General features: G+C 73.6%; 31 protein-coding genes. 16 read left to right on the top strand and 15 right to left on the bottom strand.

All coding sequences use genetic code 11. From position 1 onward, the window contains the following. Window positions 1-44 precede the first annotated feature (44 nt). Both ABD332_RS03520 and ABD332_RS03515 read left to right on the top strand, forming a co-directional pair. Window positions 45-632 carry an RNA polymerase sigma factor gene (locus ABD332_RS03520; RefSeq protein WP_344499418.1) on the top strand — a complete coding sequence of 196 codons (588 nt, stop codon included), beginning with the start codon at window positions 45-47 and terminating at the stop codon, window positions 630-632. Next, the gene (locus tag ABD332_RS03515; protein WP_344499416.1) at window positions 629-1,051 is read left to right on the top strand and encodes a hypothetical protein; all 423 of its coding nucleotides are present in this window, start codon (window positions 629-631) and stop codon (window positions 1,049-1,051) included. Before ABD332_RS03520 ends, ABD332_RS03515 begins: the two co-directional genes overlap by 4 nt. A gap of 9 nt (window positions 1,052-1,060) precedes the next feature. On the opposite strand, the gene ABD332_RS03510 is transcribed toward ABD332_RS03515, so the two are convergent. Next, on the bottom strand, window positions 1,061-1,213 hold the full coding sequence (locus ABD332_RS03510; protein WP_344499414.1) for a hypothetical protein: 153 nt from the start codon (window positions 1,211-1,213) through the stop codon (window positions 1,061-1,063). Between the two features lie 35 nt (window positions 1,214-1,248). After that, entirely contained in the window at window positions 1,249-2,388 is a 1,140-nt protein-coding gene (locus ABD332_RS03505) for a hypothetical protein (RefSeq protein WP_344499412.1), read from the bottom strand. Between the two features lie 10 nt (window positions 2,389-2,398). Between ABD332_RS03505 and ABD332_RS03500 the strand changes: the two genes are divergently transcribed. Then, window positions 2,399-2,572, top strand: a complete 174-nt coding sequence (locus ABD332_RS03500; protein WP_344499410.1) for a hypothetical protein — start codon at window positions 2,399-2,401, stop codon at window positions 2,570-2,572. A gap of 10 nt (window positions 2,573-2,582) precedes the next feature. On the opposite strand, the gene ABD332_RS03495 is transcribed toward ABD332_RS03500, so the two are convergent. After that, window positions 2,583-3,179, bottom strand: a complete 597-nt coding sequence (locus ABD332_RS03495; protein WP_344499408.1) for a ribonuclease FAU-1 family protein — start codon at window positions 3,177-3,179, stop codon at window positions 2,583-2,585. 23 nt (window positions 3,180-3,202) lie between these two features. On the opposite strand from ABD332_RS03495, the gene ABD332_RS03490 reads away from it, so the two are divergent. Together ABD332_RS03490 and ABD332_RS03485 are read left to right on the top strand one after the other, a co-directional pair. Beyond that, window positions 3,203-3,955, top strand: a complete 753-nt coding sequence (locus ABD332_RS03490; RefSeq protein WP_344499406.1) for an SDR family NAD(P)-dependent oxidoreductase — start codon at window positions 3,203-3,205, stop codon at window positions 3,953-3,955. Between the two features lie 39 nt (window positions 3,956-3,994). Further along, window positions 3,995-4,195 carry a helix-hairpin-helix domain-containing protein gene (locus ABD332_RS03485; protein ID WP_344499404.1) on the top strand — a complete coding sequence of 67 codons (201 nt, stop codon included), beginning with the start codon at window positions 3,995-3,997 and terminating at the stop codon, window positions 4,193-4,195. 6 nt (window positions 4,196-4,201) lie between these two features. Here ABD332_RS03485 and ABD332_RS03480 read toward each other — a convergent pair whose 3' ends face one another. After that, window positions 4,202-4,999 carry a DUF6745 domain-containing protein gene (locus ABD332_RS03480; protein WP_344499402.1) on the bottom strand — a complete coding sequence of 266 codons (798 nt, stop codon included), beginning with the start codon at window positions 4,997-4,999 and terminating at the stop codon, window positions 4,202-4,204. A gap of 84 nt (window positions 5,000-5,083) precedes the next feature. After that, window positions 5,084-5,473: a GNAT family N-acetyltransferase gene (locus ABD332_RS03475; RefSeq protein WP_344499400.1), complete on the bottom strand. Its 390-nt coding sequence runs from the start codon at window positions 5,471-5,473 to the stop codon at window positions 5,084-5,086. A gap of 31 nt (window positions 5,474-5,504) precedes the next feature. Between ABD332_RS03475 and ABD332_RS03470 the strand changes: the two genes are divergently transcribed. Continuing rightward, window positions 5,505-6,149, top strand: a complete 645-nt coding sequence (locus ABD332_RS03470; protein ID WP_344499398.1) for a CGNR zinc finger domain-containing protein — start codon at window positions 5,505-5,507, stop codon at window positions 6,147-6,149. Here the strand turns inward: ABD332_RS03470 and ABD332_RS03465 are convergent. After that, window positions 6,127-7,236, bottom strand: a complete 1,110-nt coding sequence (locus tag ABD332_RS03465) for a serine hydrolase domain-containing protein (protein WP_344499396.1) — start codon at window positions 7,234-7,236, stop codon at window positions 6,127-6,129. The two genes, ABD332_RS03470 and ABD332_RS03465, sit on opposite strands and share 23 nt — an antisense overlap. Before the next feature lie 23 nt (window positions 7,237-7,259). On the opposite strand from ABD332_RS03465, the gene ABD332_RS03460 reads away from it, so the two are divergent. The 4 genes from ABD332_RS03460 to trxA all read left to right on the top strand — a co-directional run bounded on the left by ABD332_RS03460 (window position 7,260) and on the right by trxA (window position 10,636). After that, on the top strand, window positions 7,260-8,519 hold the full coding sequence (locus tag ABD332_RS03460) for a hypothetical protein (RefSeq protein ID WP_344499394.1): 1,260 nt from the start codon (window positions 7,260-7,262) through the stop codon (window positions 8,517-8,519). A gap of 81 nt (window positions 8,520-8,600) precedes the next feature. Further along, a complete protein-coding gene (locus tag ABD332_RS03455; RefSeq protein WP_344499392.1) occupies window positions 8,601-9,509 on the top strand; it encodes an MBL fold metallo-hydrolase in 909 nt (302 codons plus the stop codon). Between the two features lie 26 nt (window positions 9,510-9,535). Beyond that, window positions 9,536-10,132, top strand: coding sequence for a DedA family protein (locus tag ABD332_RS03450; RefSeq protein WP_344499390.1), 597 nt, complete (start codon window positions 9,536-9,538; stop codon window positions 10,130-10,132). Window positions 10,133-10,210: 78 nt separating this feature from the next. Next, window positions 10,211-10,636, top strand: coding sequence for a thioredoxin (gene trxA, locus ABD332_RS03445; protein WP_344499388.1), 426 nt, complete (start codon window positions 10,211-10,213; stop codon window positions 10,634-10,636). Between the two features lie 31 nt (window positions 10,637-10,667). On the opposite strand, the gene ABD332_RS03440 is transcribed toward trxA, so the two are convergent. Next, on the bottom strand, window positions 10,668-12,149 hold the full coding sequence (locus ABD332_RS03440) for an RtcB family protein (protein WP_344499386.1): 1,482 nt from the start codon (window positions 12,147-12,149) through the stop codon (window positions 10,668-10,670). A 44-nt stretch (window positions 12,150-12,193) separates the two neighbouring features. Next, window positions 12,194-13,378: a hypothetical protein gene (locus tag ABD332_RS03435; protein WP_344499384.1), complete on the bottom strand. Its 1,185-nt coding sequence runs from the start codon at window positions 13,376-13,378 to the stop codon at window positions 12,194-12,196. Window positions 13,379-13,539: 161 nt separating this feature from the next. Here ABD332_RS03435 and ABD332_RS03430 point away from each other — a divergent pair, with 161 nt between their 5' ends. Together ABD332_RS03430 and ABD332_RS03425 are read left to right on the top strand one after the other, a co-directional pair. Then, window positions 13,540-13,818 (top strand): GlsB/YeaQ/YmgE family stress response membrane protein, encoded by a 279-nt coding sequence (locus tag ABD332_RS03430; protein ID WP_344499382.1) that lies wholly within the window; start codon window positions 13,540-13,542, stop codon window positions 13,816-13,818. 71 nt (window positions 13,819-13,889) lie between these two features. Next, a complete protein-coding gene (locus ABD332_RS03425) occupies window positions 13,890-14,336 on the top strand; it encodes a GNAT family N-acetyltransferase (RefSeq protein WP_344499380.1) in 447 nt (148 codons plus the stop codon). 11 nt (window positions 14,337-14,347) lie between these two features. On the opposite strand, the gene ABD332_RS03420 is transcribed toward ABD332_RS03425, so the two are convergent. Next, complete coding sequence (locus ABD332_RS03420; RefSeq protein WP_344499378.1) at window positions 14,348-14,809, bottom strand: flagellar basal body-associated FliL family protein; 462 nt, start codon at window positions 14,807-14,809, stop codon at window positions 14,348-14,350. A gap of 281 nt (window positions 14,810-15,090) precedes the next feature. Between ABD332_RS03420 and ABD332_RS03415 the strand changes: the two genes are divergently transcribed. From ABD332_RS03415 to ABD332_RS03405, 3 genes are all read left to right on the top strand, one after another. Further along, a complete protein-coding gene (locus ABD332_RS03415; protein ID WP_344499376.1) occupies window positions 15,091-15,717 on the top strand; it encodes a pyridoxamine 5'-phosphate oxidase family protein in 627 nt (208 codons plus the stop codon). 95 nt (window positions 15,718-15,812) lie between these two features. Continuing rightward, window positions 15,813-18,233, top strand: coding sequence for an aminopeptidase N (gene pepN, locus ABD332_RS03410; protein WP_344499374.1), 2,421 nt, complete (start codon window positions 15,813-15,815; stop codon window positions 18,231-18,233). A 166-nt stretch (window positions 18,234-18,399) separates the two neighbouring features. Beyond that, complete coding sequence (locus ABD332_RS03405; protein WP_344499372.1) at window positions 18,400-18,678, top strand: hypothetical protein; 279 nt, start codon at window positions 18,400-18,402, stop codon at window positions 18,676-18,678. Between the two features lie 111 nt (window positions 18,679-18,789). Here the strand turns inward: ABD332_RS03405 and ABD332_RS03400 are convergent, their stop codons facing one another. Next, the gene (locus tag ABD332_RS03400) at window positions 18,790-19,398 is read right to left on the bottom strand and encodes a DUF1707 SHOCT-like domain-containing protein (protein ID WP_344499370.1); all 609 of its coding nucleotides are present in this window, start codon (window positions 19,396-19,398) and stop codon (window positions 18,790-18,792) included. An 84-nt stretch (window positions 19,399-19,482) separates the two neighbouring features. On the opposite strand from ABD332_RS03400, the gene ABD332_RS03395 reads away from it, so the two are divergent. Continuing rightward, the gene (locus tag ABD332_RS03395; protein ID WP_344499368.1) at window positions 19,483-20,385 is read left to right on the top strand and encodes an MBL fold metallo-hydrolase; all 903 of its coding nucleotides are present in this window, start codon (window positions 19,483-19,485) and stop codon (window positions 20,383-20,385) included. A 58-nt stretch (window positions 20,386-20,443) separates the two neighbouring features. Here the strand turns inward: ABD332_RS03395 and ABD332_RS03390 are convergent, their stop codons facing one another. From ABD332_RS03390 to ABD332_RS03370, 5 genes are all read right to left on the bottom strand, one after another. Then, a complete protein-coding gene (locus ABD332_RS03390; RefSeq protein ID WP_344499366.1) occupies window positions 20,444-21,049 on the bottom strand; it encodes a response regulator transcription factor in 606 nt (201 codons plus the stop codon). Window positions 21,050-21,143: 94 nt separating this feature from the next. Then, complete coding sequence (locus ABD332_RS03385; RefSeq protein WP_344499364.1) at window positions 21,144-22,325, bottom strand: sensor histidine kinase; 1,182 nt, start codon at window positions 22,323-22,325, stop codon at window positions 21,144-21,146. A gap of 22 nt (window positions 22,326-22,347) precedes the next feature. Next, window positions 22,348-23,085 (bottom strand): ABC transporter permease, encoded by a 738-nt coding sequence (locus ABD332_RS03380; protein ID WP_344499362.1) that lies wholly within the window; start codon window positions 23,083-23,085, stop codon window positions 22,348-22,350. After that, window positions 23,082-23,981 carry an ABC transporter ATP-binding protein gene (locus tag ABD332_RS03375; protein WP_344499360.1) on the bottom strand — a complete coding sequence of 300 codons (900 nt, stop codon included), beginning with the start codon at window positions 23,979-23,981 and terminating at the stop codon, window positions 23,082-23,084. Before ABD332_RS03375 ends, ABD332_RS03380 begins: the two co-directional genes overlap by 4 nt. Beyond that, window positions 23,978-25,120: an alpha/beta hydrolase family protein gene (locus ABD332_RS03370; RefSeq protein ID WP_344499358.1), complete on the bottom strand. Its 1,143-nt coding sequence runs from the start codon at window positions 25,118-25,120 to the stop codon at window positions 23,978-23,980. The genes ABD332_RS03375 and ABD332_RS03370 overlap by 4 nt, the downstream gene beginning before the upstream one ends. Window positions 25,121-25,141: the final 21 nt, after the last annotated feature.

Below are 25,141 nucleotides of genomic sequence, written 5' to 3'. Positions count from 1 at the left end.
CTCCGCGGTATCGTCGCGTGCCCGTCCCCTGACCTGCGAGCACCATGACGCTGACGTTCCGCCTGCCCTGGCCGCTGCTGCGCGTGCTGCGCTCGGTGCTGTCCGGCGCGGCCACCTCCCGGGGCACCCCGCCCCGGGAGGGCCCGCCGGCGATCAACGAGCTGTACCACGCGCGGCGGCTCAGCCTGGTGCGGCTGGCCGTCCTCATGGTCGACGACCTGCCCACCGCCGAGGACGTCGTCCAGGACGTGTTCGCCGCGCTGTACCAGCGGCACGGGGCGGACCTGCGCGCGATCGCCGACCCGCACGCGTACCTCACCGCGGGCGTGATGAACGCGTCACGGTCGGTCCTGCGCCGGCGCCGCAGCGCCCGCGCCTACGTGCCACCGCCGGCGTCACCCGCGCCGGCCGCCGAGGACGAGGCCCTGCTGCCGGGGGAGGACCAGGAGCTGCTCGCGGCCCTGGCCCGACTGACCGTCCGGCAGCGCCAGGTGGTGGTCCTGCGGTACTGGTCGGAGCTGTCCGAGCGGGAGATCGCCGAGGCCCTGCACGTGTCCCGCGGCACCGTGAAGTCGACCGCCAACCGTGCCTTGACGATCCTGCGCGACGCCCTGTCGGAGGCCCGACGATGAACACCGACCTCGAACAGCGCCTGCGCTCCGCACTCGCCGCACAGGCAACCCGGGTCACCCCGGACCGGCTGCGACCGGCGCTCCCCCCGACCGCACTTCCGTCGCGCAGCCCGGCGCCCATGCTCCTGCGACGCACCGCCTGGGTCGCCGCGACGCTGCTGCTGGTGGCCGTCGCGGTCATCACGCTCCGGCCGACCGGCCCGGCACCGCAGCACCCGACCGTGGTGCCGCCATCGCCGTCCGGTTCGTCCAACCCGTCGTCCCCGTCGTCCCCGTCGTCCCCGTCGTCGTCGCCATCGCCTGCGCGATCGCTTTCGCACTCGCTTTCGCCGAGCCCCGGCGCGCCCTCCGGCGACCGCGTCGCACCGTCCCAGGGTGACGTGGTCGCGTCGCCGGTCATCCGTTCGTCAGCGCCGTAGCGGACCGGCTCAGTCGCGGTGGATGGTGGTGTACTGGCTGAGCACGGTCGCTCCCGCGCACACCCAGAACACCACCTCCCACCGCTGGAACAGCGCCACCATCGCCGCCACGAACAGCAGCCCCGGCGCCAGCTTTCCCGCACGACCACCCCACCGGCTCATCCCACCGAATCCTACCGGCATGATAGGCATTACGTCTACGACTGCGCTGTTCCGCTGGTGTACTCGCGGACGCGCTCCTCGCAGTCGTCGGCGGCCTCGACGAGGAGCTCCGCCGCGCCGGCCCCGGCGGCGCCGAGGAGCCCGGCCAGGTAGTCGCCCCGCGCGTACGAGTGGGTGGTCTCCTTCCACAGGAACCGCAGCGTCGGCACGGCCTCCGCGGCCCCGAGCCGCCCGAGCCCGCGCGCGGGCGTCTCGGCACCGCACCACTCCCGCTGCTCGGCCATCGCGGTCAGGTCCGCGAGGAGCGCGGGGACGTCCTGCGCGGTGCCGTGCTCGGCGAGGACCCTCACGCCCTGCCCGGCGAGGTCCGGATCGTCGCTCGCCGCCCAGCCGCGCGCCCGGTCGAGCGCCCCGGCACCGAGCCGGTCCAGCACCGCCCACAGCCCCGGCACTCCGCCGGCCACGTTGCGCATCGCGGGGTCCTCGGCCAGATCGAGCAGCACAGGATCGCCGCGCCGGCCGAGCTCCCGCATCGCCTGCGTGCGGGCGGCCGGGCCGTCCGCCTCGACCAGCGCCATCAGCCGCGCGTCCGGCAGTTCCCGCAGTGGCCACCAGGCGCCGCCGCCGCCCGAACGTGGACTCTCGGCGTCGAGCAGTGCCCGGATCCGGGGTTCGCCCGCGGCCCACGCCGACCACGGCCCGTCGTCGATCTCGACGTGGAACCGCAGCTCGTCGTCGTCGGCGCGGGCGAGCACGGCCGGCGCGAGACCCTCGCACATCGCGTCGCCGCCCTCCTCCCACATGGCGTCGAGCGCCCTCGACCAGTACCGGCCCTCGACGACATACGCACGAAGCGCCTGCAGCGCGCGGGGGTCGCCGTCGCGGGCGAGGCCGGCCAGGACGTCGGCGGCCAGCCCGATGCGGCAATCGTCTTCGTCGGTCTCCGCGACCGGCGCCAGGAGGTGCGCGGCGATCGGGGCGCTGTCCAGCCGCAGCGCGCGGGCCAGGCGCAGCAGGTACCAGCTGCGCTCCTCGGTCGAACGGTCATCGCGCGGGTCGTCGACACAGCACCCGTAGACCGCCTCGACCGCCTCCGCGCCACCGTCGGACAGCGCGCGGCGCAGGCCGAGGCCACGGCCGCGGCGGAGCTGGCCCGTGAGTGTGTGTGCATCCACACCGCGCATGATGAAGGCGCTCATCGAGCACTTCAACAGCCTTTTCATCCGGCCGCCGGTGGCGCAGCGGCTCAGGTTCAGCGCACTGTCGCGGCGCGGGCCGATGCGGCTGACCGCGCTGACGGCGACGGAGCAGCTCACCCAGCCCGCCCTCGCCCGCATCATCGCGCTGGAAGCGCCATGAACCTGCCGACCTACGCCGCACCTTCCGCGGGTAGCTTCGGCAGCGGCCAGCTATCCGGGGTGAAGTCACACCAGGTGCCGTCGAACGGAAAGCGCCCCGCCTCGACCGCCGCGGCGACCCGCTCGCCCTCGGCGCGGATCGCCGCGGCCTGCTCGGCGCTCCAGAAGCCGGGCCGGCCGATGCAGTCGGTGAACTCGTCCTCGTCCTTCCACCGCCAGCGCCGGTCCGGGGCGACGTCGATGTCGAGGTGGTGGTCGACGACGTCGATCCCGCCGCCGCGGCGGACCGCCGGGGACTCCAGGTTGACGTACCAGCCGGCGAACTCACCGCCGGCGAAGAACCACCACACCGAGTGCGCGGCGCCGGGCGGGTGCAGCAACAGGACGTCGTAGCCGCGCCACGTCCGGGTCGCGAGCGGCGCCGCGCCGTAGGCCTCCACGGTCGGCGCGGCCCGCAGCGGCCGTCCGTCCGCGTCGACCCGGCATGCGAACTCGGCGCCCTCGGGCAGCCACAGCAGCAGGCCACGGTCGTCGTCGGCGACGAGCCTGGTCGCCTTCGCCCACACCAGGTGAGGTCCGCGGAAGTACCGCCGGACGAAGTCAGCCACCGGCCGATCCTAGAATGCCTGGTATGGCACGGGTACTGGTGACAGGGTCGACGGACGGGATCGGGCTGGAGACCGCGGAGCAGCTGCTGCGGCTCGGGCATGACGTGGTGCTGCACGCGCGCAGCGCGGAGCGGGCCGCGGCGGCCGGGCTGCCGGGTGTGCCGGTGGTCGTGGGGGACCTCGCGTCGCTGGCGGAGACGAAGGCGCTCGGGCGGGACGCCGGGCAGTTCGACGTGGTCGTGCACAACGCGGGCATCGGCGGGCAGGACGAGCGGCGCACCACCGGCGACGGGCTGGAGCGGACGTTCCAGGTGAACGTGCTCGCGCCGTACGTGCTGACCGCGCTCATGCCCAAACCGGCGCGGCTGGTCTACCTCACCTCGGGCCTGGAGTCGGTCGGGATCGCCGACCTCGACGACCTGCAGTACGAGCGCAAACCCTGGCACGGCATGCAGGCCTACAGCGACTCGAAGCTGCACGACGTGGCGCTCGCGTTCGCCGTCGCGCGGCTGTGGCCGCGGGTGCGCAGCAACGCCGTCGACCCGGGCTGGATCCGCACGAAGCTCGGCGGCCCCAGCGCCACCGACGGCCTGCCGGAGGGCGCCGAGACCCAGGTCTGGCTGGCGACCTCCGACGACCCGGCGGCGACGGTCACCGCCCGCTACTTCAAGCGCCGCACCGACCTGAAGGCCAACCCCGCCGCGTACGACCGCTCCGTCCAGGACGCCCTCCTCGCCGCCTGCGCGTCCCTGTCGGGCGTCGAGCTCCCTGAATGACCCTGAATGACCCTGGGTGACCCTGGAGAGTGACCCTGAATGACCGCGAAACCGGACCTCGACTCGCTGCCGAAGATCGGCGCGCCGGCAACCCGGGCGCTGCACGACGCCGGCTACACGTCGCTGCGTGACGTGGCCGGTGTCCCCCGTGTGCGGCTGGCCGGGTTGCACGGCGTCGGACCGAAGGCCCTGCGGCTCCTGCAGGAGGCCCTGCAGGAGCACGGGCTCAGCCTCGGCTGAGCGGCGTCACCAGGTGATGGTGGTGCCGTCGCGGTAGCCGACGCGGCGTGGGGCCACCTGTGACGGGCGCTCGACGAGGACGCAGACGTCGTCGCCGGGCCACCACCAGCCGGCGGCGCGGGCCAGGGCGGCCCACTCGTCGAGCTGCGCGTCGTCGTGCGGGCGGAACCTGGCGAGGCCCAGCTTGCGGATCGTGTCGTAGAAGCCGATCCAGGTCGCGTCCTGCTGGCCGTACCAGCAGACCGGCACCGTCCTGTGTGGACTCAGGGCGGACCGGACCGGCCAGGTGAGGCCGGCGGCGAGGGGCTCGTGCAGCGACCGTTGCAGGACCTCCAGCAGCGGGACCCCGGCCTGCAGGGCCTGTCGCGGCGGGAGGACCGGCCACGGCTTCTTCACCGCGGCGGCGAGCAGGTCGGTGTGCTCGACGGCGTCGTCGAGCGCGCCGCGCAGGCGGGCCAGGCCGGCGGCGATGTCGCCGGCCACCGGTGGTGTCCCTTGTGGACGCCGGTCGCGGACCCAGGACTGCAGGACCTCGTGCGTCGGCAGGCCGGTGAGCAGGGGCAGCGCCTGTCGTGGCGAGGCGACCCAGCGGAACACCGGCACGCGCCGGTGCTGCCGGCGGTAGAGGCCGGCGATGAGGTGTTCGGTGGTCGCCCGGTCTGCCGGGCCGGTGGACCTGCCCGCTTCGAGCCACTCGTCGCGGATCGGCTCCGCGCGATGCCACAGCTCGAGGACCCGGGTTTCACGGGCGGCGGACTGGCGGAGGGTGGGGGCAGCGGCGGAACGCCGCGCCGTGGCGGTCAACGCGCGAGGGCGGACGCGCCCTTCCGGTGAGTGCGGATCATGTCGACCATTCTGCAGGTGCACGGGCAGCGCCCGCAACCCCGTTCAGAGTTTGATGAGTCCGGCGCCGGTCGGGGTGAAGCCGCACGACTCCAGGTAGAAGCCGCTCAGGTGGTCCTCGAAGTCGACGTGGATCCACTCGCAGCCGCCGGCGCGCGCACCCTCGACGGCCGCGGCGACGAGGCCCGTGCCGAGGCCGCGACGCCGGCCGGCGGACGAGACGACGGTGTCGAGCACGAACGCGTGGGACGCGCCGTCCCAGGCGACGTTGACGAACCCGACCAGCCGGCCTTCGGCGCGGGCACAGACCCAGCCGAGGCTGTGCCGGTTGACCCGGGCCCACCACGCGCTGCCGGTCGGCGGATGCCCGAAACCTTCCGCGTGCAGTGCCTCGACCTCAGCGTCGGTGAACGCGCCGCGCCATGTGTACGTCACGGGCCGCACTCTACCCATATATGCTGCGTCAATGTCGTTCCGCCAGGGCACAGGACGGCTGTGTCTGGACTTCGTCCACACGCTGCGCGACCGTGGCAGCGGCACGCCGTTCGAGGGCCTCCCCGACGGTCCGGCGCTCGCGGCGTGGGTCCGGCAGTTCGGCCCGGTCGCGCCGCCGGCCGGCAGCAGCGTGCCCGCGGCGATCGTCGCCGGCGCGTGGCGCCTCCGCGAGGCCGTCCACGCGCTGGTCGTGGCCGGCGCGTCCGCGGCGCCCGCGCAGGTGCGCGACGCGGTCAACGACGCCGCGGCCCGGTCGGTGCCGGTGCCGTTCCTCGACGCCGGTGGCGCGCCGCGCTGGCAGGCCGCCGACCCGGTCACCGCGACCCTGGCGCTGGTCGCCCGCGACGCCCTGGACCTGGTCACGTCGCCCGCCGCCGCGCGGGTGCGGGCGTGTGCCGACCCGTCGTGCGCGGCGCTGTTCCTGGACGCGTCCCACACGGGCACCCGCCGCTGGTGCTCGGCCGACCCGTGCGGCAACCGCGCCCGCAAGCGCCTGGCCCGCGGCCCGTCGAACCCGGCACCGGTCAACGGCACGCCGCCGCACGCGACGGGTCTAGCTACCCGAGCTGCACCAGCTACACGAGCTACACCAGCTACACCAGGGCGCGGCGGGTGAACTCCTGCACGGTGCCGTCGAAGAGCACGTCGGACACCTGGGTCAGCAGGACCCGGACGGTGCCGGTCGCCGGGCTGTTGCTCCACGAGGTGCCGTAGCCGCCGTCCCAGCCGTACGTGCCGTCGGCGTGGACGGCCATGCCGAAGCCCCAGCCGTGCCCGCCGAGCAGCATCCCGCCGCCCTCGATCTGGGCCGGCGTCAGGCGGTTCACCGTCATCGCCCGCAGCGCCGGGCCGCCGCGCAGCAGGTGCCGGCCGAACGCCACCACGTCGTCCACAGTGGATGCCAGCCCGGCGGCGCCGTCGGGGAACGCCGGCTCGCGGGTCCAGGCCTCCGCGGTCGCCACGTCCGCCTGCCGGACGCCCTGGAAGTACACCGCCGGCAGCTCGGCGGCCCGCTCCGGCGGCAGCGAGAAGCCAGTGGAGGTCATGCCGAGCGGTTCGAACAGCCGCTCCCGCAGCGCGTCGCCGAGTGGCATCCCGGCCGCCCGCGCGACCAGCACTCCCAGGATGTGGCCGCTGGAGTTGTACGCCCAGCGCTCCCCCGGCTGGAACAGCAGCGGCAGCGAGGCGAACCGGCGCATCCACTCGTCGACGTCGAGCGGGGTCCTCGGGTCGGGCCGGACGATCGCCAGGTCCAGCGCGTCGGCGGCCCGGACGGCCGGCACCGGCGGGTTGATCGGCGGGTCGGCGGCCGGGTCGAGCAGCAGCCCGTGCCCCATGCGGTAGGTGAGCACGTCCTCGACGGTGATCGCCCGCCGGGCCGGCACCGTGTCGTCGACGTCGCCGTCGGGGCGGCGCAGCACCCGCGGGCCGGCGAGCTCCGGCAGCAGCCGGTCGACGGGCTCGTCGAGGGCGAGCAGACCGTCCTCGACCAGCGTCATCGCGGCCGCGGCGACCATCGGCTTCGTCACCGACGTCAGCCGGACCGGCGTGTCGCGGCGCATCGGCACCGCGTCGGGCCCGGTCGACGTCGAGCCGAGCACCTCGACCCGGACCGGCCCGTCGGCGCCGGCGACCGCGGCCACCAGGCCGGGCACCGCGCCACGGTCGACCAGTCCCGCCATGCTCCCGTGCAGCTCGTCCATGACCTCACCTTATGGTGTTCCCCGTGGAGACGTCCCTGACCGCAGCTGTCGACGCGTTGCGCCGGTCCGGCCTGGAGCCGGTGGTCCGCCAGGCGCCGCGCCAGTGGTCGGCGAGTCCGGTGGAGCCGGGCGCCTGGGTGCGGATGCCGGGCGAGGAGGCCTACGCGGTCGTGACCGTCGCCGACATCCGGCCCGGTGAGCGCGTCGGCGACTGGGAGCAGGTGGACGCCCTGCCGGACCCGGCGGCCGTGCTCGGCTTCACCGCCGCGTTCTACGAGCGCCGCCAGAGCGACGCGCAGCCGCTGGAGCACGGCGACCCGCTCGCGGTGCCGTCCGGCCAGTTCCACTCGGTGTTCCCCGAGGACGTCGTCGCCGCCGTCGAGGAGTGGGCGCAGTGGGAGGCGACCTGGGCCGTCGTCCCCGCCCTCGAGCCCGAGGGCCGCCGCCGGGCCCGGCTGCAGCGGCTGGCGACGTCGAAGCTGACCAGCGACCGGGTCCCCGTCGACGTGGCGCTCGACCCCGCGCTGCTGTCGGTGCTGTCGGAGCGGCAGCTGGAGGACCTCGACGAGACCGTCGCGGGGCTGTTCCTGCCCGGGATCCGGTGGTGGTTCCCGCGCGACCGGACCGGTGGCCGGCTCGCCGGTCGCGTCCAGGTGCTGCTGCGGGAGATCGCGCCGCCGGCGAAACCGGCGGGCAAGGGCATCTGGCTCGCGGTCGGCGTCGTCCCCGGCGGTGGCCTGCGGGCGGGCCTCACGCGGGTGGCCGGCGCGGCGGCACATCACCGCTGGGACCGGATGCCGCAATACTGGCAGTCCCCCGCCACCGGCGTCGACGAGCTGTGGGGCGATGCGCCCAACGCCGGCGCGGTCGTCGACGCGCTGCTGGCCGGGCACGCCATGGACGCCCTGGACATGTGCGGCGTCACCACCGACCGGGCCACCGCGCGCGTGCTGCGGGGGCTGCCGGAGAGCTTCCGGCTGCGGGAGTGGACCGACAAGTGGACCACCAACGCGACCGCCCTCATGGCCGACGCGGCCCCCTGGCGCTGGGCGGGGTCGGTCGTCGACGGGCAGCGCCCGCGGCGCCTGGAGACGCTCGGCGGGTTCGGCGCCAGCCGCCGCCCGGGCCTGTTCCTGGGCTCGGCGAGCGGGGCCGCGCACCTGACCTTCGCGCAGAGCGGCAGCCCGCTCGTGGCGCCGCGGGTGGAGTGGGAGCGCGACCTGGACTTCGACCTGGTCAGGCTCGGCCTCGTCACCCCCGGCCAGATCCCGCTGCGACGCTAGCCCCCGTTCCGGGCCTTTCTGGGCTTTCCGGGACGTTGCGGGACTTTTCGGCGTCATTCCGGTGGCGGTACGCTGCGGGGCATGACGCTGCACGAGGTCGTGCCCGGGGTGCACGCGTGGGTCCAGCCCGACGGCACGTGGTGGCTCAACAACGCGGGCGTCGTCGCCGGCGGTGACCAGGTCCTGCTGGTCGACACGTGCGCGACCGAGACCCGCACCAGGCGCTTCCTCGCCGCCGTGCACGACGCGACCGGCGGCGGCACGATCCGCCTCGCCGTCAACACGCACCTGCACGGCGACCACACGTATGGCAACAGCCTCCTGCCCGCCGCCACCGTCATCGTCGGCCACGAGCACATGCGCGAAGGGCTGCGCGTCGACCCGGTCATCGACGGCTGCCCGCCGCTGTGGCAGCCCGTCCCCGACTGGGGCGCCGTCACCCGCCGGCTCCCCGACATCACCGTGCAGGACCGGCTCACCGTCCACATCGGACAGCGTCGGGTCGACGTCGTGCACCCCGGCGGGCCCGCGCACACGACCGGCGACCTCGTCGCGTGGCTGCCCGAGGAGCGGGTCCTCTTCGCCGGCGACCTCGTCTTCAACGGGCTCACCCCGCTGGTGTTCATGGGCTCCGTCACCGGCGCGATCGCGGCCCTGGACTGGCTCGCCGCGTTCGGACCCGACCATCTCGTCCCGGGCCACGGGCCGCTGCTCACCGCCGCCGACATCGATCCTGTGTTCGACCGGATCCGCCGGTACCTGCGACTCGTCCTCGACACCGCCGACGCGGGCCTGCGGGCCGGGCTGACCCCGCTGGAGGCCGCCCGCGCCTGTGACCTCGGCGAGTTCGCGGGCTGGGCCGACGCGGAGCGGATCGTGCCCAACCTGCACCGCGCGTATGCGGACAGCCGCGGCGCCGACGTCGATCCGGTCGCCGCCCTCACCGACGCCGTCGCCTGGCTCGGCGGCCCCATGGCGACCCGCGTCTGAGGCCGTCCGCGGGTAGGCTCACTGCGATGACAGACTGGATCTTCGCCGTCATCGACCAGCTGGGGCCTGTCGGGGTCGGGCTGCTCATCGCCCTGGAGACCCTCGTCCCGCCGATCCCGTCGGAGCTGATCCTGCCCCTCGCGGGCTTCCGGGCGCGGGCCGGCGCCATGCACCCGGCGCTCGTCTGGCTGTGCGCGACCGCCGGGGCAGTCGCCGGGTCGCTGCTGCTCTACTGGCTCGGCGCCCGCCTCGGGTATGAGCGGCTGCACCGGCTCGCGGGGCGCCGCTGGTTCCTGCTCGCCGGGCAGCGCGACCTGGAGCGCGGCCGGCGGCTCTTCCAGCGGCACGGGTCCTGGTTCGTGGCCCTGTCGCGGTGCGTGCCGGTGCTGCGCAGCCTCGTGTCGATCCCGGCGGGGATCGAGCGGATGCGGCTGCCGAAGTTCGTGCTGCTGACCACCGCCGGCTCGGGCGTGTGGAACGCGCTGTTCATCGGGGCCGGCTGGATGCTCGCCGAGCGCTGGCAGCAGGTCGACCGCTTCAGTGCCCCGGCCGGCACCGCCGTCGGCGTCCTGCTCGCCGCCGGCGCGGTGACCCTCGCCGTCCGCAAGCTCCGCGCGGCCTGACGCCCTCGCCGTCGCGGGAATTTCGCCGGTACGAGCGGCGCTTGCACCTGATGGGTCCTGAGCGAACGGGAGTGACCAGTGGCGGGCAGCATCGTGGCATGCGCGGCGTGCGGCAAACGGAACCGGGTCCCGGCGGCGGCGTCGGGCAGACCCGCCTGCGGCAGCTGCGGCGCGAAGCTGCCGTGGATCGTCGACGCGGGCGACGACACGTTCGCCGAGGTCGCCGAGCGCTCGTCGACCCCCGTCCTCGTCGACCTGTGGGCGACCTGGTGCGGCCCGTGCCGCGCGGTGAGCCCCGCCCTGGAGCAGGTCGCCACCGAGCTCGCCGGCACGGTCAAGCTCGTGAAGGTCGACATCGACAAGGCCCCTGGCCTGTCCCGCCGCTTCGACGTCCGCGCCGTCCCCACCCTGATGATCGTCAAGGACGGCAAGGTCGTCGCCCGCCAGTCCGGCGCCGCCAACGCCACCGTCCTGCGCCGCTGGGTCGAGCAGTCCCTGGCCTGAGTTCCGCCGACCACCGGCCGGCAGGGTCCGGTCAGCCCTTGACGGTGAGGAGGGGGCGGAGCTCGGCGACCGGGGTGGCCACGCCCGCGGTCTCCAGGGTGCGGACGACCGGGCCGACCTCCTTGTACGCCCAGGGTGCCTCCTGTTTGAGGTCGCGGCGCCAGGCGTCGAGGATGTCGCGGCGGCCGGCGAGGGCCGGGTCGCGGTGGTTCAGCGGGGTCACCACGCGGAACTCGTCCAGGAACGCGTCGAGCTCGGCGTCGCTGCCGCGGGAGGCGGAGCCGCGCGGGACGCTACGGCCGGCGCCGTGGCAGGCGCTCTGCAGGGCGCGCGGGTTGCCGAGGCCGCGCAGCAGGTGGCTGGGGGCGCCCATCGAGCCCGGCACGATGACCGGCTCGCCCCACGGGGTCGTGTCGCCGGGGCCCGCGGCGGGGGTGGCGCCCTTGCGGTGCACGACGGTGCCGTCGGGCGAGGGCCACAGGAGGTTGTGCGGCGACTCGTACACCAGCCGCGAATCGACCTGTCCGGCGACGGCGGCGAGGCCGGCCCGCATCATCAGGGCCAGGAAGAAGCGGTTGCCGATGGCGAAGTTGGCCGCGTTGGCGAACGCCGTCAGGTACTTCCCGATGCGGGCGGAGCCCTCGTCGGTCAGCAGCATGGGCAGGATGCGGTTGCGGGGCATCGGCACGCCCCGCGGCCACAGGGCGCGGGCCTGGTCCTGGCCGGTGGAGTTGGCCTGGTGGCCGAGCGAGAGCGACCCCGTGTGCACCATGAGCACCACCCGTCCCGGGGCGAGGCCCCAGGCGTAGGCGGCCGCGCCGTCGTGGATCTCCGAGACGTACTGCAGCTCGGCGAAGTGGTTGCCGCCGCCGACACTGCCGATGATGCTGTCGTAGCTGGTGCCGCCGCCGCTGGTGATCCAGTCGTCGAAACCGGCGGCGGAGGCGACCGGGTGGCCGGCGGCGTGCAGGTTGTCCGGGGCGAGGTCGTCGGGGCGGACCTGCGCCCAGGCGCCCTCCGCGCCGGACGGGACACCGGCGGACAGCAGGCCCGGCAGGCCGTCGCGGAGCAGGCCCTCGCGGTGCGCGGGGGTGAGGCCGATGCGCCGGCCGCCCTCGAAGAACAGGTGCCGCAGGTGCTGCTCGAGGCGGTCCAGGTGCGGCCGGACCCGGTCGACGGTCAGTGACGTGGCTTCGACCCGCATGCCGCAGTTGATGTCGTTACCGACCGCCTGCGGGATGAGGGCTCCGGTCGTCTGCAGGACCGTGCCGATCGGGATCCCGGCGCCCTTGTGGAAGTCGGGGGTGCACACGACCCGGTCCAGCCGGGCGCCCATGGCGTCAAGCGTGGCCGCCGTCTCCACGACGGTGAGCAGCTCGTCGACCACCGCGGACTCGATCGGCACGTCGGGCGCGGCGCAGATCTCCACGGGCACGCCGTGCGGGTTGGGCAGGGTCAGCCAGGAGTCGTCGGTGCGGGCGAGGCGCGGATCGGGCCGCTTGGTGGTCGACATGGTCCGCCCAGGGTAGGAAGGCGCCCCGCCCGCCGTACAACGAATTACCCGTCGAAGTCGGCCTGCTTGACGGCGAACACGTTGCGGTGCCCGACCTGCTCCTGCAGCGACCACAGCAGGTCCGCCTCGGTCGCGTCCTCCCAGTAGCTGATGCTCTCGCCGCCGCTGACCCACGCATACGTGTGTGAGCCCGCCGACGGCGTCCAGTAGTACAGCTGCTTGGCGCCGGACGAGTTGAACCACCAGCGGTTGTTGTGCGAGGCGACGCCGTTCAGCTTGTACCAGGGAAGCTGCAGCGCCTGGCTGGCCGTGGTGCTCGCGGCGAACGTGGTGACGCCGGCGGCGAACGGGAAGCGCACCGCCCGCGGGGGCCGGTTGGGGTAGTCGGCGCAGCCGGAGGCGCACGTGTACTCGGTCATGACGATCGACCGGCTGACCCGGTCCAGCGAGATGGACGACCAGGCCAGGTTCGTGCCCGACGTGGTCGCCGCGGTGATCGTGCCGATCTGGGGCAGCACGTACGCGTAGTTGTGCGCGTAGTAGGTGGTCGCGTTCTGCCGGCCGATCTGCGCGGCGGTCCCGCCCGTGTTCGTCTTCAGGATCTTGCGCATGTCGAAGACCCGCATGCCGCGGCCGGTGTCGGCGACGTACAGGTAGTCGCCGAACCACGAGACGCCGCCGGCGTGGATCTTGATGTCCTTGAAGTCGGGGGCGGCCGTCGTGCCGGTCGGCTCGACCAGCAGGACCTTGCGGTACTTGTTGGGATACGTGGCGTCCCAGTCCACGAGCGTGATCCGGCTGCGCGAGGACGCCCCGTCGCAGCCGTCCTTGGTGTACCAGCTGACCAGGATCAGCTGGTGGCCGTCGTAGTTGCCGCTGTTGGCGGTGCCGATGGCGTCCCGGCTGGTGGTGATGCCCTGCGGGTAGTTGGTGCAGTCGTTGTCGTCGCCGGAGTCGAACGAGAAGCCGGTCTCGTAGCTGATCCCCAGCGAGTCGGTGATCCCGGTCCGGTCGTGGTTGGCGTTGTCCATGACGGTGTGCACGGCCGCGGTGCCCAGCGTGGACACCAGGGCCGAGTTCACCGCGTCGAACTGGTGGTAGTTCGCCGACAGCGTGAACTGGCCGGCGGGCAGCGTGGCCGGCGCCGCCGCGGCGGACGCGCTGGTGGTGGCGGTGACCAGGGTCGCGGCGACGGTGACTCCGGCGGCGACGACAGCAAGGACTCTCATAGACGCGTAACGATAGCCGATATGCCGGAGTTGTGCCGTCCCGATCGAGGGCGGGTGCGATCGGTTTCGGATCAGGGACGCACGGGCATCACTGAGGCAGAGCCGAGGCGGAGCGGGAGCAGGGCCGAGGCACACAGGAAGCAACGAGTTCAGGAGGAGCAATGACCGTCACTGGGATCATCACCGCGCTGATCGTCGGACTGATCGTGGGTGCGCTCGGGCGGCTCGTGGTCCCGGGCCGGCAGCACATGTCGATCCTGCTGACCATGGTCGTCGGTGTCGTCGCCGCGCTGCTGGGCACCGTCCTGGCGAACGCGATCGGCATCGCGACCGACACCCCCGGTGTCGACTGGGGCGAGCTCGTCGTGCAGGTGCTGCTCGCCGCCGTCGGTGTGGCGCTGGTGGCCGGCATCTCCGGCCGGGGCCGCCGCGCGCTCTGAGCAGACGTTCAGCGCTGGCTTCAACGGCGCCCGGCCATCGTGCCGGGCGCCGTTGCCGTATGGTCGCGGCCATGTCGAGCCTGCGGATCGGACCGGTCACCGACGACGCCACGCTCGAGGACTGGCGGCTGGTGCACAACGCGGTCGTGCCGGACGCCGCGATGTCCACCGACGAGGCGCGCGAACGGGTCGGCAGATACCTGCTGGAGGTCGCCTACGACGGTGACGTGCTGGTCGGCTGCACCACGGTCCGCCCGCCCGAGGCCGGCGGCGGGGCGTCCACGGTGATCGTCCGGGTGCTGCCGCAGTGGCGCGGTCGTGGGCTGGGTTCGGCACTGTACGAGCGGGCGATGCGCCAGGCCGCCGAGCAGGCCCCCGACGCAGTCGAGACGGTGGTCTGGGCTGCCAACACCGCCGGTGTCCGGTTCGCCGAGGCGCGCGGCTTCGCCGAGGTGGACCGCTACGAGCCCGAGCCGGGCGCCGTGCCGTACCTCACGCTGCGCCGCCCGTCCGCCTGAGCCGGAGCCCGCTACTGGATCACGAACGTGGTGTAGTACACGTCCATGACCTCCTTCTCCTTCTTGACCGTGTAGGCCGCGACGACCTTCTCCTTGAGCTGCGCCTTGTACTTCTCGCGGCCGTCGGTGGTCAGCAGCTCCTTGGAGTCCATGTTGCTGAACAGCGAGATCGCGGCGTCCAGCGCCTTGCTGCCGTCCGGGGCCTCGGCCGCCTTGTCGGTCGCCTGCAGCGTCATCTTCAGCTTCAGGTAGTGCCCGTCGGCGAGGTTGATCGTGATCGCGTCCAGCGGCACGACGACCCCGGCCACGAGGACCTCGGCCGTCGCCTTCTTCGGCGCGAACATGAAGTACCCGCCGGCGCCACCACCGGCGAGCGCGACCAGGACGATCGCGAGGATCATGATGAGCTTCTTCTTGCCGCCCTTCTTGGGGGCTTCCTCCGTCGCCGCCTTGTCCTTCTCGTCCTTCGCCATGAAGCTCCCCCTCGTGCCTGAACGACCGCCGACCTCCGACGCTTCCTGACATCGGACCGATCGCCCGACAGGTGAGTTGCAGCCAGGTGCGGAGAGGTAGCGCCACGAGCGCACCACCGCGACGCCGGTGCGGTGCCGTGGCCGCTGGGACGCCTGTGACGGGGGCGCCGGCAACCGGCCCGGTGGGGGCGGCACCGACGTACACGGTGTGCGACGGGACGGTTGTGCGCGTGGAACACTGCGATCTTCGGGGGTCGACGTTGGAGGCAGCGGTGGACACGATGGCCAGCACACACTTGCCGGGGACCGCGGGCGAGCACCTGCTGCAGTCCCGGTTCGGGACCGTCGAGCGGGCGGAGCGGTTCTACCAGCAGCAGGTGCTGCCGGAGCTGAACGCCGACATGGTGGACTTCGTCGGCCGGCAGGAGATGATGTTCGTCGCGACGGCGAGTGCGCTCGGGCACTGCGACTGCACGTTCCGCGCCGGGCCGCCGGGGTTCGTGCAGGTGCTCGGGCCGGGACGGGTCGCTTGGCCGGAGTACCGCGGCAACGGCGTGATGGCGAGCCTCGGCAACATCGTGGAGAACCCCCACGTCGGCCTCGTCTTCGTCGACTTCCTGCGCGACGTGATCGGCCTGCACATCAACGGGCGCGCCACGATCGTGCCCGACGCCGAGATGCGCCGGGCGTTCCCCGGCCTGCCGAGCGACACCGTGCCGGGGCGCCGGGCCGAGCGGTGGGTCAACCTGCACGTCGACGAGGCGTACATCCACTGCGCGAAACACATCCCGCGGCTGCGCAAGGTCACCGCCGAGGAGCGCGCGTGGGGCACCGACGACGCGCGCCGCAAGGGCGGCGACTTCTTCCACGTGGCGGCGGAGCGCGCCGGCGCTGACCGCGGCGCCTGATCACCCCGCCCGCTCGTTCAGCTGTACGGCGTCACGGCAGCCACCAGGCCAGTAATGGTCATGCTGGCAATCTGTCCACGCCTTAGGATCGGCGGATGAGCAACCCGAGCCTGACGCAGGTCGAAGCCGAGCACAGGGCCGCGCTGCTGGCCGTCGAGCACTACGCGATCGACATCGATCTCACCGGGCTGCCGTCAGGGCCGCGGGTGCGGTGCGTGTCGCAGGTGCGGTTCACGTGCCGCGAGCCGGGCTCGCAGAGCTTCGTCGACTGCGCCGCCGAGGTCGTCAGCGCCGAGCTCAACGGCGTCCCGCTGCCGCCCGCCGAGGACGGCCGGATCCCGTTGCCGGGCCTCGAGGCGACCAACCACCTGCGGGTCGAGACCGTACAGGCGGAGACCAAGGACGGCGAGGGCGTGCACAAGGCGGTCGACCCCGCCGACGGCGAGATCTACGTGTGGACGTCGTTCGAGCCCGACGAGGCGCACTTCGTGTGGGCGTGCTTCGACCAGCCGGACCTGAAGGCGCCGCACCAGTTCACGGTGCTCGCGCCACCACAGTGGACGGTCGTGAGCAACAGCGGCGACCCGGTCGTCACCACCGCCGGTGCCGCGCGCCGGTGGCAGTTCCCCGCGACGCCGCCGCTGTCGGTGTACAACACGGTCGTCAACGCCGGACCGTTCCACGAGGTGCGCCGCGACGTCGACGGGCACGACCTCGGGCTGCTCACCCGCCGCTCCCTGGCGGCCGTGCTCGACCGCGACGCCGACGAGCTCTTCGCGCTGACCCGGCAGGGGCTCGCCTTCTACGGCGAGGTGTTCCGGATGCCGTTCCCGCAGCGCCGGTACGACCAGGTCTTCGTCCCCGAGTTCGGCGGCGCGATGGAGAACTACGGCTGCGTCACGTGGTCCGACTCGTTCATGTACCGGTCGGCGCCCACCCCGGCGGAGCGGGAGCTGCGCGCGAAGGTGCTGCTGCACGAGATGGCGCACATGTGGTTCGGCAACATCGTCACGATGCGCTGGTGGGACGACCTGTGGCTCAACGAGGCGTTCGCCGAGTTCGCCTGCAACTGGGCGGCGGAGCGGGCGACCGAGTTCACCGACGCGTGGGCCGGCCACCTCGCCGAGGGCAAGCTCCTGGCGTACCTCGCCGACCAGGGCCCGGCGACGCACCCGATCCGCCAGCCGATCCACGACGTCGCGCAGGCGATGTCCATCTTCGACGCGATCACCTACCCGAAGGGCGCGTCGGTGCTGCACCAGCTGATGCGATACGTCGGCGAGGCGGACTTCGAGGCCGGCATGGCCACCTACTTCGCGCGGTACGCCTGGAGCAACACCACCCTGCAGGACCTCATCGACACGCTCGGCGCGGCGAGCGGCCGGGACCTGAACGCGTGGCGGACCGGCTGGCTGGAGACCGCCGGCACCGACCGGATCACGCTGCGCCACACCGGCGACGGCTTCGTCCTGGACGCCCGCGGCCCCGACGGCCCTCCGCGCCCGCAGGTCCTGGCGGTCGGCGCGTACCGCGGCGACGGCGGCGAGCGGCTGGAGCGGACCGCCCTCGTCCAGGTCGAGATCGCCGGCCCCACGACCCCCGTCGACCTGCCCTCCGGCGCCGACCTGTACCTGGTCAACGACGAGGACCTGACCTTCGCCACGACCCGCCCCTCCCCCTTCCCGGCCGCGACGGCGCTGCCGAGCGCCATCTCCCGTGGGGTCGCCGTCGCCACCGTCTGGGACATGCTGCTCACCGGCGAGGCGTCCGCGGCGGAGGCGGTGCGCTGCCTCACCGGCGTGCTGCTCGCCGAGACGTCGGGGTCGGTCATCGAGCCGTACCTGACGCTCGCCGCCGACGTGGCCGAGCGGTGGTCGCCGGACGCCGACCGCCCATCGCTGGTCGAAGCGGTCGCCGCGACCTGCCGCAAGCTCGCCGAGCAGCCCGACCAGGCGCAGGTGGCGCTGCGTACCCTCGCCCGCACCGCCGCCGACCTCGACGAGGTCGCGTGGCTGCGCTCCCGGGCCGGCGACGACGTGGACCTGCGGTGGCGCGCCCTCGCCCGGGCGGCCGAGCTGGGCGGCACCGTCGACGCCGACATCGACGCGCTGCTCGGCGTGGACCCCGACCCCGACGCCTGGGTCCGGGCCACCGGGGTCCGCGCGGCGTCGCCCGACCCGGCGGTGAAGGAGTCCGTCTGGCAGGCCGTGGTCGTCGACCGCTCGGTGCCGATCAACGAGGTCAAGACCGTCATGGCGGCCTTCTGGCGCCCGGGCCAGGACGCGACGCTCGCGCCGTTCGCCGCCAGGTACCTGGAGCTCGCGCCGCAACTGCACCGCGGCGGGATGACCCCGGCGATGGTGTTCGCGAACCGTCTCTTCCCGCTGCACGGCGTCGACGAGCCTTACCTGCGCCGCGCCGAGACCGTCACCGCCGACGCGGCACCGGTGGTCGCCAAGTACATGACCGAACGCATCGACGTCGTCCGCCGCATGCTCCACACCCGCACCACCTGACCCACCCTCCCAACCAAGGCCAACGCCCCCACCGACGCGGCAAGCCGCCCTCCGCCCCCGAGACGGCCCCTACCCCGGATAAATCCAGGCGCAAGCGCCCGAATTTATCCGACATTTCGCATATGTCCAACCGACTCTCGTCACCGGGGAGCCGGACCATGATCGAATGACGGATCTGGTCGCCCGGACGACCGGATCCGTCCTTCGATCTTCGAAGGAGTTCGGCACTCAGCGGCGGGGCGGTTTATGCGACGGCGATGGTGACGATGTCGTGAAGAGCGACGTTGAAGGTCCTGCCGCTGCGGTTGAGATGGTGGCAGGTGGTGCGGCCGGACGCGGCAGAGAGTGGAGTAATCCCGCCGAACGCGGCTTCGCTGAGGATGCGGCCGTGGGACCAGACGGCGAGGAGAGCGACGACGGGACCGACGCCGGACAGGTCAGGTAGACCTATGCAGTCATGATCAACCAGGGCACGGAGTTGCCGGTCGTTTGACGGCGGTCCGTCTCTCCCCCGACCTTCAGGGCTGGGCCGCCGTGCACCAACCGGCCGGGTGGGTCAGTCCTTGTGCTTGCGGTCCTTGCGGCGGACTATGACGCCGCCCCAAAAGGCGAAGCCCGTGACGACGATGCGGGGGGCGCCGTGGCGGCCGGCGGTGGCGGCGCCGTGGTCGAAGCCGCCCATCACGCCCATGCCGGTGACCTCGACCGCGGCGTCGTCGGGGACGATCACGTCCACGCCGCCCATGACGGCGAACGCGCGGATCTTCAGGTCGCCGTACAGGAAGCGGGCGTCGCGCAGGTCGATGGTGCCGCCGCCCCAGAATGCCAGGCAGGTGAAGAGGCGCGGCGGGATCCAGGCGCCGCGGCGGTGGAAGCCGCTCATGACCGCGACCGCGCCACTGCGCTCGGCCACGTCGCCGGGGCGCGGCGGCTGGACGCCGTCCAGGTTGACCTTGGCCGATGAGTGGGCCGGCAGGTCAGCGAGGAGCGGCTCCAGGTCGGCGTACGTGCGGGAGGCGTACACGGTGCGCAGCCGCTCGTCGAGCTCGTCCAGGTCCAGCCGGCCCTCGGCGGCGCTGGTGCGCAGGACCTCGGCGACCTGCTCCCGGTCCGCGTCGGACGCGCGGAGCTGCCGGTGGTCCACCCGCTCGGGAAGCTCGCTCATGCCGCCCAGCGTAGACGCTGCCGCGCTAATCGGGTTGCCGCCGCCGGTACCGTCGACATTGGACACCGACCGGAGGGGAGCGTCATGCCGCACGCCGAGCTGCTCGACCGCGGGCACCCCTTCCGGCAGTGGAAGTCGTGGGCGATCCCCGGCGCGGGCATCACCATGAGCGGCTACTCCCGGTCCAACGACAAGACGTTCTTCCTGCTGCCGGAGCTGAAGACGGGCGTCGACTGCGGGCTCGTCGAGGGCTGGCAGCCGGACACGGTCTTCCTGACCCACACGCACATGGACCACAGCAAGGACCTCGACTACGTCGCGGTCAAGGAGACCGGCGTCGACATCTACCTGCCGGCGGCCGCGGTCCCGTACGCGGAGGGCTACATCCGCGCGACGAGCGAGCTGAACCACAACGCCGCCTACGACCCGTCGCTCGCCCCGGCGGCGCGGCTGCACGGCGTCCGCGGCGGCGACGAGTTCAGCATCGGCAAGCGCGGCGCGCACCGGGTCAGGGTCGTCGACTGCGAGCACAAGGTGCCGTGCGTCGGCTTCGCGATCTCGTCGGTGAAGCGGGCGATCAAGCCCGAGTTCGAGGCGTTGAAGGCCGACGGCCGACTCCTCGCCGCGAAGCGCCGCGAGGGCGTCGAGATCGACCACGAGGTGGTGACGCCGCTGGTCGCGTTCCTCGGCGACACCCGGCCCGACGTCTTCACCCGGTCGCCGTGGCTGCTGGACCACCCGGTCGTCGTCACCGAGTGCACGTTCCTCGGCGACGACCAGCTGGAGCGGGCCCGCCGCATCGGCCACACCGTGTGGAGCGAGCTGCGCCCGGTCGTCGAGGCCAACCCGGCGACCACGTTCGTGCTGACCCACTTCAGCCTGCGCCACACCGACCCGGAGATCGTCGCGTTCTTCGACAAGCAGGGCCTTCCCAACGTGCTCGCGTGGGCGCACCCGGCCAGCCGGCTGCCGGAGTCGTACCAGTAACTCCGGCAGCCGGCCGGGGTGGGTCAGTTGTTGAAGACGGCAGATCGTGCGTGCCGCCTCAGATCCAGCCGCGCCCGCGGGCGATGCGGGCCGCCTCGTGGCGGTTGGCGGCGCCGGTCTTGGTGACGGCCGAGGAGAGGTAGTTGCGGACGGTCCCCGGGGAGAGCGCGGCGCGGCGGGCGATCTCGTCGACGGGGGCGCCGTCGCCGGCCAGCCGCAGCACGTCGGCCTCGCGGGCGGTAAGGGGGCTGTCGCCGGCGCTGATGGCCTCGGCGGCGAGCTGCGGGTCGACGTACCGGCCGCCGGCGTGCACGGTGCGGACCACGGTGGCGAGGACCTCGGCGGCGACGGTCTTGGCGAGGAAACCGCGCACGCCGCCGGTGAGGGCGCGCTTAAGGTGGCCGGGCAGCCCGTGACTGGTGACGATCATCGTGCGGCAGGTGGGCACCTCGGCGTGCAGGGTGGTGGCGACCGTCACGCCGTCGAGGTCGGGGAGCTGGAGGTCCAGGACGGCGACGTCCGGGTGCAGGGCGCGGGCGAGGCTGAGCGCCTCGGCGCCGGTGGCGGCCTGCGCGACGACCTCCATGTCGTCCTCGAGGCTGAGCAGCGCCGCGATCGCACCCCGGATCAGGTGCTCGTCGTCGGCCAGCAGCACCCGGATCACGCGGCCACCGCCGGAGCGGCCGGCAGGAGCGGCAACGCGACGCGGCCACCGGCCGGAGCGGCCGGCAGCAGCGGCAGCACGACCAGCAGCCGGATCACGCGGCCACCGCCGGAGCGGCCGACAGCAGCGGCAGCGAGACGAGCAGCTGGAAGCCGTCCGGCGGGGTGCGGACCGCGGTCACCGTGCCGCCGAGGGCCGTGATCCGCTCCGTCAGCCCGATCAGCCCGCCGCCGAACACGATCTTGTCCGAGGCGGGGACACCGTTGTTCGTCATCGTGAGCGTCACGGCGTCGGCGCCGGTGCGCAGGGTGACGACGCAGGTGCGGGCCTCGCTGTGGCGCAGGAGGTTGGTGGTGCCCTCGCGGACGACCCACCCGAGCGTGCCCTGCAGCTCCGCCGGGAGGGCGCCGCCGTCGCCGATGACGCGGCACTCGATGCCGGCGGAGGCGAGCAGCGCCCGGGCGCCGGCCAGCTCCACGTCGAGGTCCGCGGCACGGTACCCGCCGACGACGGCACGCAGCTCGGTGAGCGAGTCCTGGGCGATGCGCCGCACCTCCAGCATCTCCGCCACCGCCTCCTCACGGCCCCGGCGGGCGAGCTGCGCGGCCAGTTCGGACTTCAGCGCCACGACGGACAGCGTACGGCCGACCACGTCATGCAGGTCGCGGGCGAACCGCAGGCGCTCCTCGGCGACGGCGAGCCCGGCCTGCACGTGCCGGGCGCGGTCCAGCTCGCGGACCACGCCGAGCATCCACAGCGACACCCGGTACGCGCCGACGATCGGGACGAGCAGGGCGCCGAGCGCGATCGCCGCCCCGGCGCTGCTGGTGACGGTGCTGAAGAGGCAGCTGCCGACCACGACGGCGAGCACGACCCGGGGCCGGACGGCGGCGCACAGCGCGGTCACGTACGTGACGACGAGCACGATGAGGATGGCGGTGGCGGGACCGTCGGGCCGGCCCGGGGTCGCGTGCGGGTAGGCGAGGAAGCCGAGCGCCATGCCGGCGACGGTCAGCGCGCCGCCGGCGAGGATCAGGCCCGTCGGGCGGGGCCGCAGCCCCAGGTACGAGCCGATGCCCGCGTGCACGAGCAGCAGGCACACGACGGTGTGCACGACGAACCCCGCGACGACGACCCCGAGCGCGGTGCGGCTCACCTCCAGCTGCACCAGGAAGCCGATGAGCACCGGCGACAGCGTGAGCTGGCCGTAGAAGGAGCCCCGCACGTACCACTCCAGCCGCGCCGCCTGGCTGCGCCGCCGCCACCACCCGATCAAGACCCCGAACCCCCATCTGCGACTAACGCCGCGGTGACCAGCGGAACCAGCGTCGCACGGCCACCCAGCCGAGCACGGTCCACGCCGCCAGCAGCCCCGCCGGCGCGGCCGCCGCCCCGAGGACGCCGAGGACGCCCGCCCCGGGCTTGCCGAGCCAGCCGAGCCGGACCAGCTCCAGCGTCGGCGACAGTGGCAGCCACCGTAGCGCCTCCGCGACCGGCCCCGGCAGCGCGTCCAGCGGGATCGCGAAGCCGGCGCCGGCGACGCAGACCAGCAGGACCGGCAGCGTCGTCACCTGCGCCAGCTCGACGGTGCGGGTGAAGGTCGTGCTCACCGCGGCGAGCAGCGCGAACACCACCGTCCCGAGCAGCACCCCGAGGAGCAGCACGGGGGCGTTGACCGGTGCGGGCAGCCCGAACGCGGTCGCGCCGACGGCGACGAAGAGCGCCATCTGCCCGAGCGCCACGGCGACCGCGGGGCCGGCGGTGCCGGCGAGGATCTCCAGGTCGGTGAGCACGCCGACCCGCAGGCGCTGGAGCACCAGGTCCTCGCGGCGGGCGACGTAGGTGCTGACCAGCGTGTAGTACAGCACCCCGACGAGGACGAACCCGAGCATCCCGGTGACGACCGCCGTGTCACCGCCGGCATCGCCGCCGGACGCGAGCAGCCCGATGATCATCACCGGCACGAGGACCGAGTTGAACACGGCCATCCGGTTGCGGGCGAGGAGGAGCAGTTCGGACCGGACCAGATGCGTCATGCCGCACCCGCGATCGACAGGAACGCCTCGTCCAGCGTCGCGGACCGCGCGTCGAGCCCGGTGAGCGTGATGCCGTGTGCAGCGGCCCAGCCGAGCAGCGTCGTGAGCGCCGTTTGCAGCTGCTGCGTGTGTACGAAGACCCGCCCGCCGGTCAGGTCGTAGGCGCCGACCACGTCCGGCAGCGCGTCGAGGGTGACGCCGGGCGGCAGGTCGAAGGTGATCCGGGCCGGGAACGCGGCGACGACCTCGGCGACGGAGCCGGTCGCGACCACGGTCCCGGCGCGCAGGATCGCCACCCGGTCGGCGAGCTCCTGCGCCTCCTGCAGGTAGTGGGTGCTGAGCAGGATCGTGACGCCGTCGGTGAGCAGCCCGCGCAGCAGCCGCCACGTGTCGTGCCGGGACTCGGGGTCCAAACCCGTGGTGGGTTCGTCGAGGATGAGCAGGTCGGGCCGGCCGACGACGGCGACGGCGAGGTCGAGACGGCGCCGCTCGCCGCCGGACAGCTGCCGGACCCGCACGTCCGCGCGGTGCGCCAGGCCGACGAGGTCCAGCGTGTCCGCGACTGGCCGGGCCCGCGTGCCGAACGTGCCGGCCCACATGCGCAGCGCCTCCGCCGGCGTCAGGTCGGGTGGGAAGCCGCCCTCCTGCAGCATCACGCCGGTACGGGCCCGTACTGCGGTACGGTCGCGGACCGGGTCACGGCCGAGCACCCGTACCGTACCCGCGGTCGGCCGGTCGAGCCCCTCGACCAGCTCGAGCGTCGAGGTCTTCCCGGCGCCGTTCGTGCCCAGCAGCGCGAACAGCTCGCCGCGCTCGACGTCGAAGGACACGCCCCGCACCGCTTCGAACGAGCCGTAGCGGCGGCGCAGCTCGTACACCTGGACCGCCGCCGTCACGGGAGGAACCGCATCTCGGGGAACGCCGCGCACGGGCCGTCGAGCAGGGTGCCCCCGCGCCCCGACAGCCAGCAGTCGGCCCACGCCAGCAGATAGGCGCGCTGCACCCGCACGGAGCGCTCGCCGTCGATCGTGCCCAGCTGCCCGGCGAGGTCCTCCGCCGGGATCCCGGCCTGCGGGAGCAGCACCTGGTAGTCGGTGAACGACATGTGCCCGGAGTCGCGCAGCTGCAGCTCCAGGCGCGGCCCGCGCAGCACCGCCCAGAACGCGGCCCAGGTCTCGTCGCCGGCGCGGCCGTGCCCGTCCGACCCGACGAGGACGAACGGCCGGTCCAGCCCCTCGGTCATCACGCGGCCCGACATGGCGCCGTCGAGGTTCACGCCGGCCTTGACGCGACGGTCCTCCAGCATGGTCTCCGCGGCGGTGGTACCGCCCAGCGAGTGCCCGATCATCCCGATCGTGCGCTGGTCCACGGCGTACCAGAGACCGCTCGGCAACGCCCGCTGGGGACGGGCGAGCCAGTCGAGGACGAACCGGGTGTCGGCGACCCGGGCGGCGAGGGCCTTCGCGATGAGCCGCTCCTCCTCGCCGGGCTCGCCGGTCGGCGGCGGCACCGCGCTCCTGGCGACGCGCCCGCCGGGGAACTCGACGAGCGGCGAGTCGTGCGTGTGGTCGATGGTGACGACGATGTACCCGTGGCTCGCGAGCTCCTCCGCGACGGCGGTGCTGGCGGTCCGCTCGACACCGAAGCCGGGCGAGTACAGCACGACGGGCCACCCGGCGCGCGGCCCGGGCAGCGCGGGCGCGCCGAGCCGGGCGTGCGTGAGGGGCAGCTCGTAGCCGGAGCCGGGCGGGTTGAGCAGCGCGGCGAACGCCGGCGACACCCACGGCGCGAGCGGCAGCCGCCGCGCGTCGTGGGCGGGGTACCACAGCTGCACCATCAGCTCCCGGACCCGCTCCGCCGGCACCCACGGGTCGGGGCGGGACCGGTCGACGAGGTGCAGCGCGACGGTGCCGATGCGGTGGCGCCCGGTCGGCGCCGGCAGGACCAGCCTCACCGGTCCGGCGGCGAACGCCGGTGCGGGGACGGCCGCCACCGCAGCCGATGCCGCCGCCATCAGTACGACTCTGCGTCTCATATGGACAGTCTTCGTGCCCCC

The sequence above is a fragment of the Dactylosporangium maewongense genome, from assembly GCF_039531485.1.
Lineage (GTDB): Bacteria > Actinomycetota > Actinomycetes > Mycobacteriales > Micromonosporaceae > Dactylosporangium > Dactylosporangium maewongense.
This window is presented reverse-complemented; position numbering and strand designations above follow the sequence as displayed.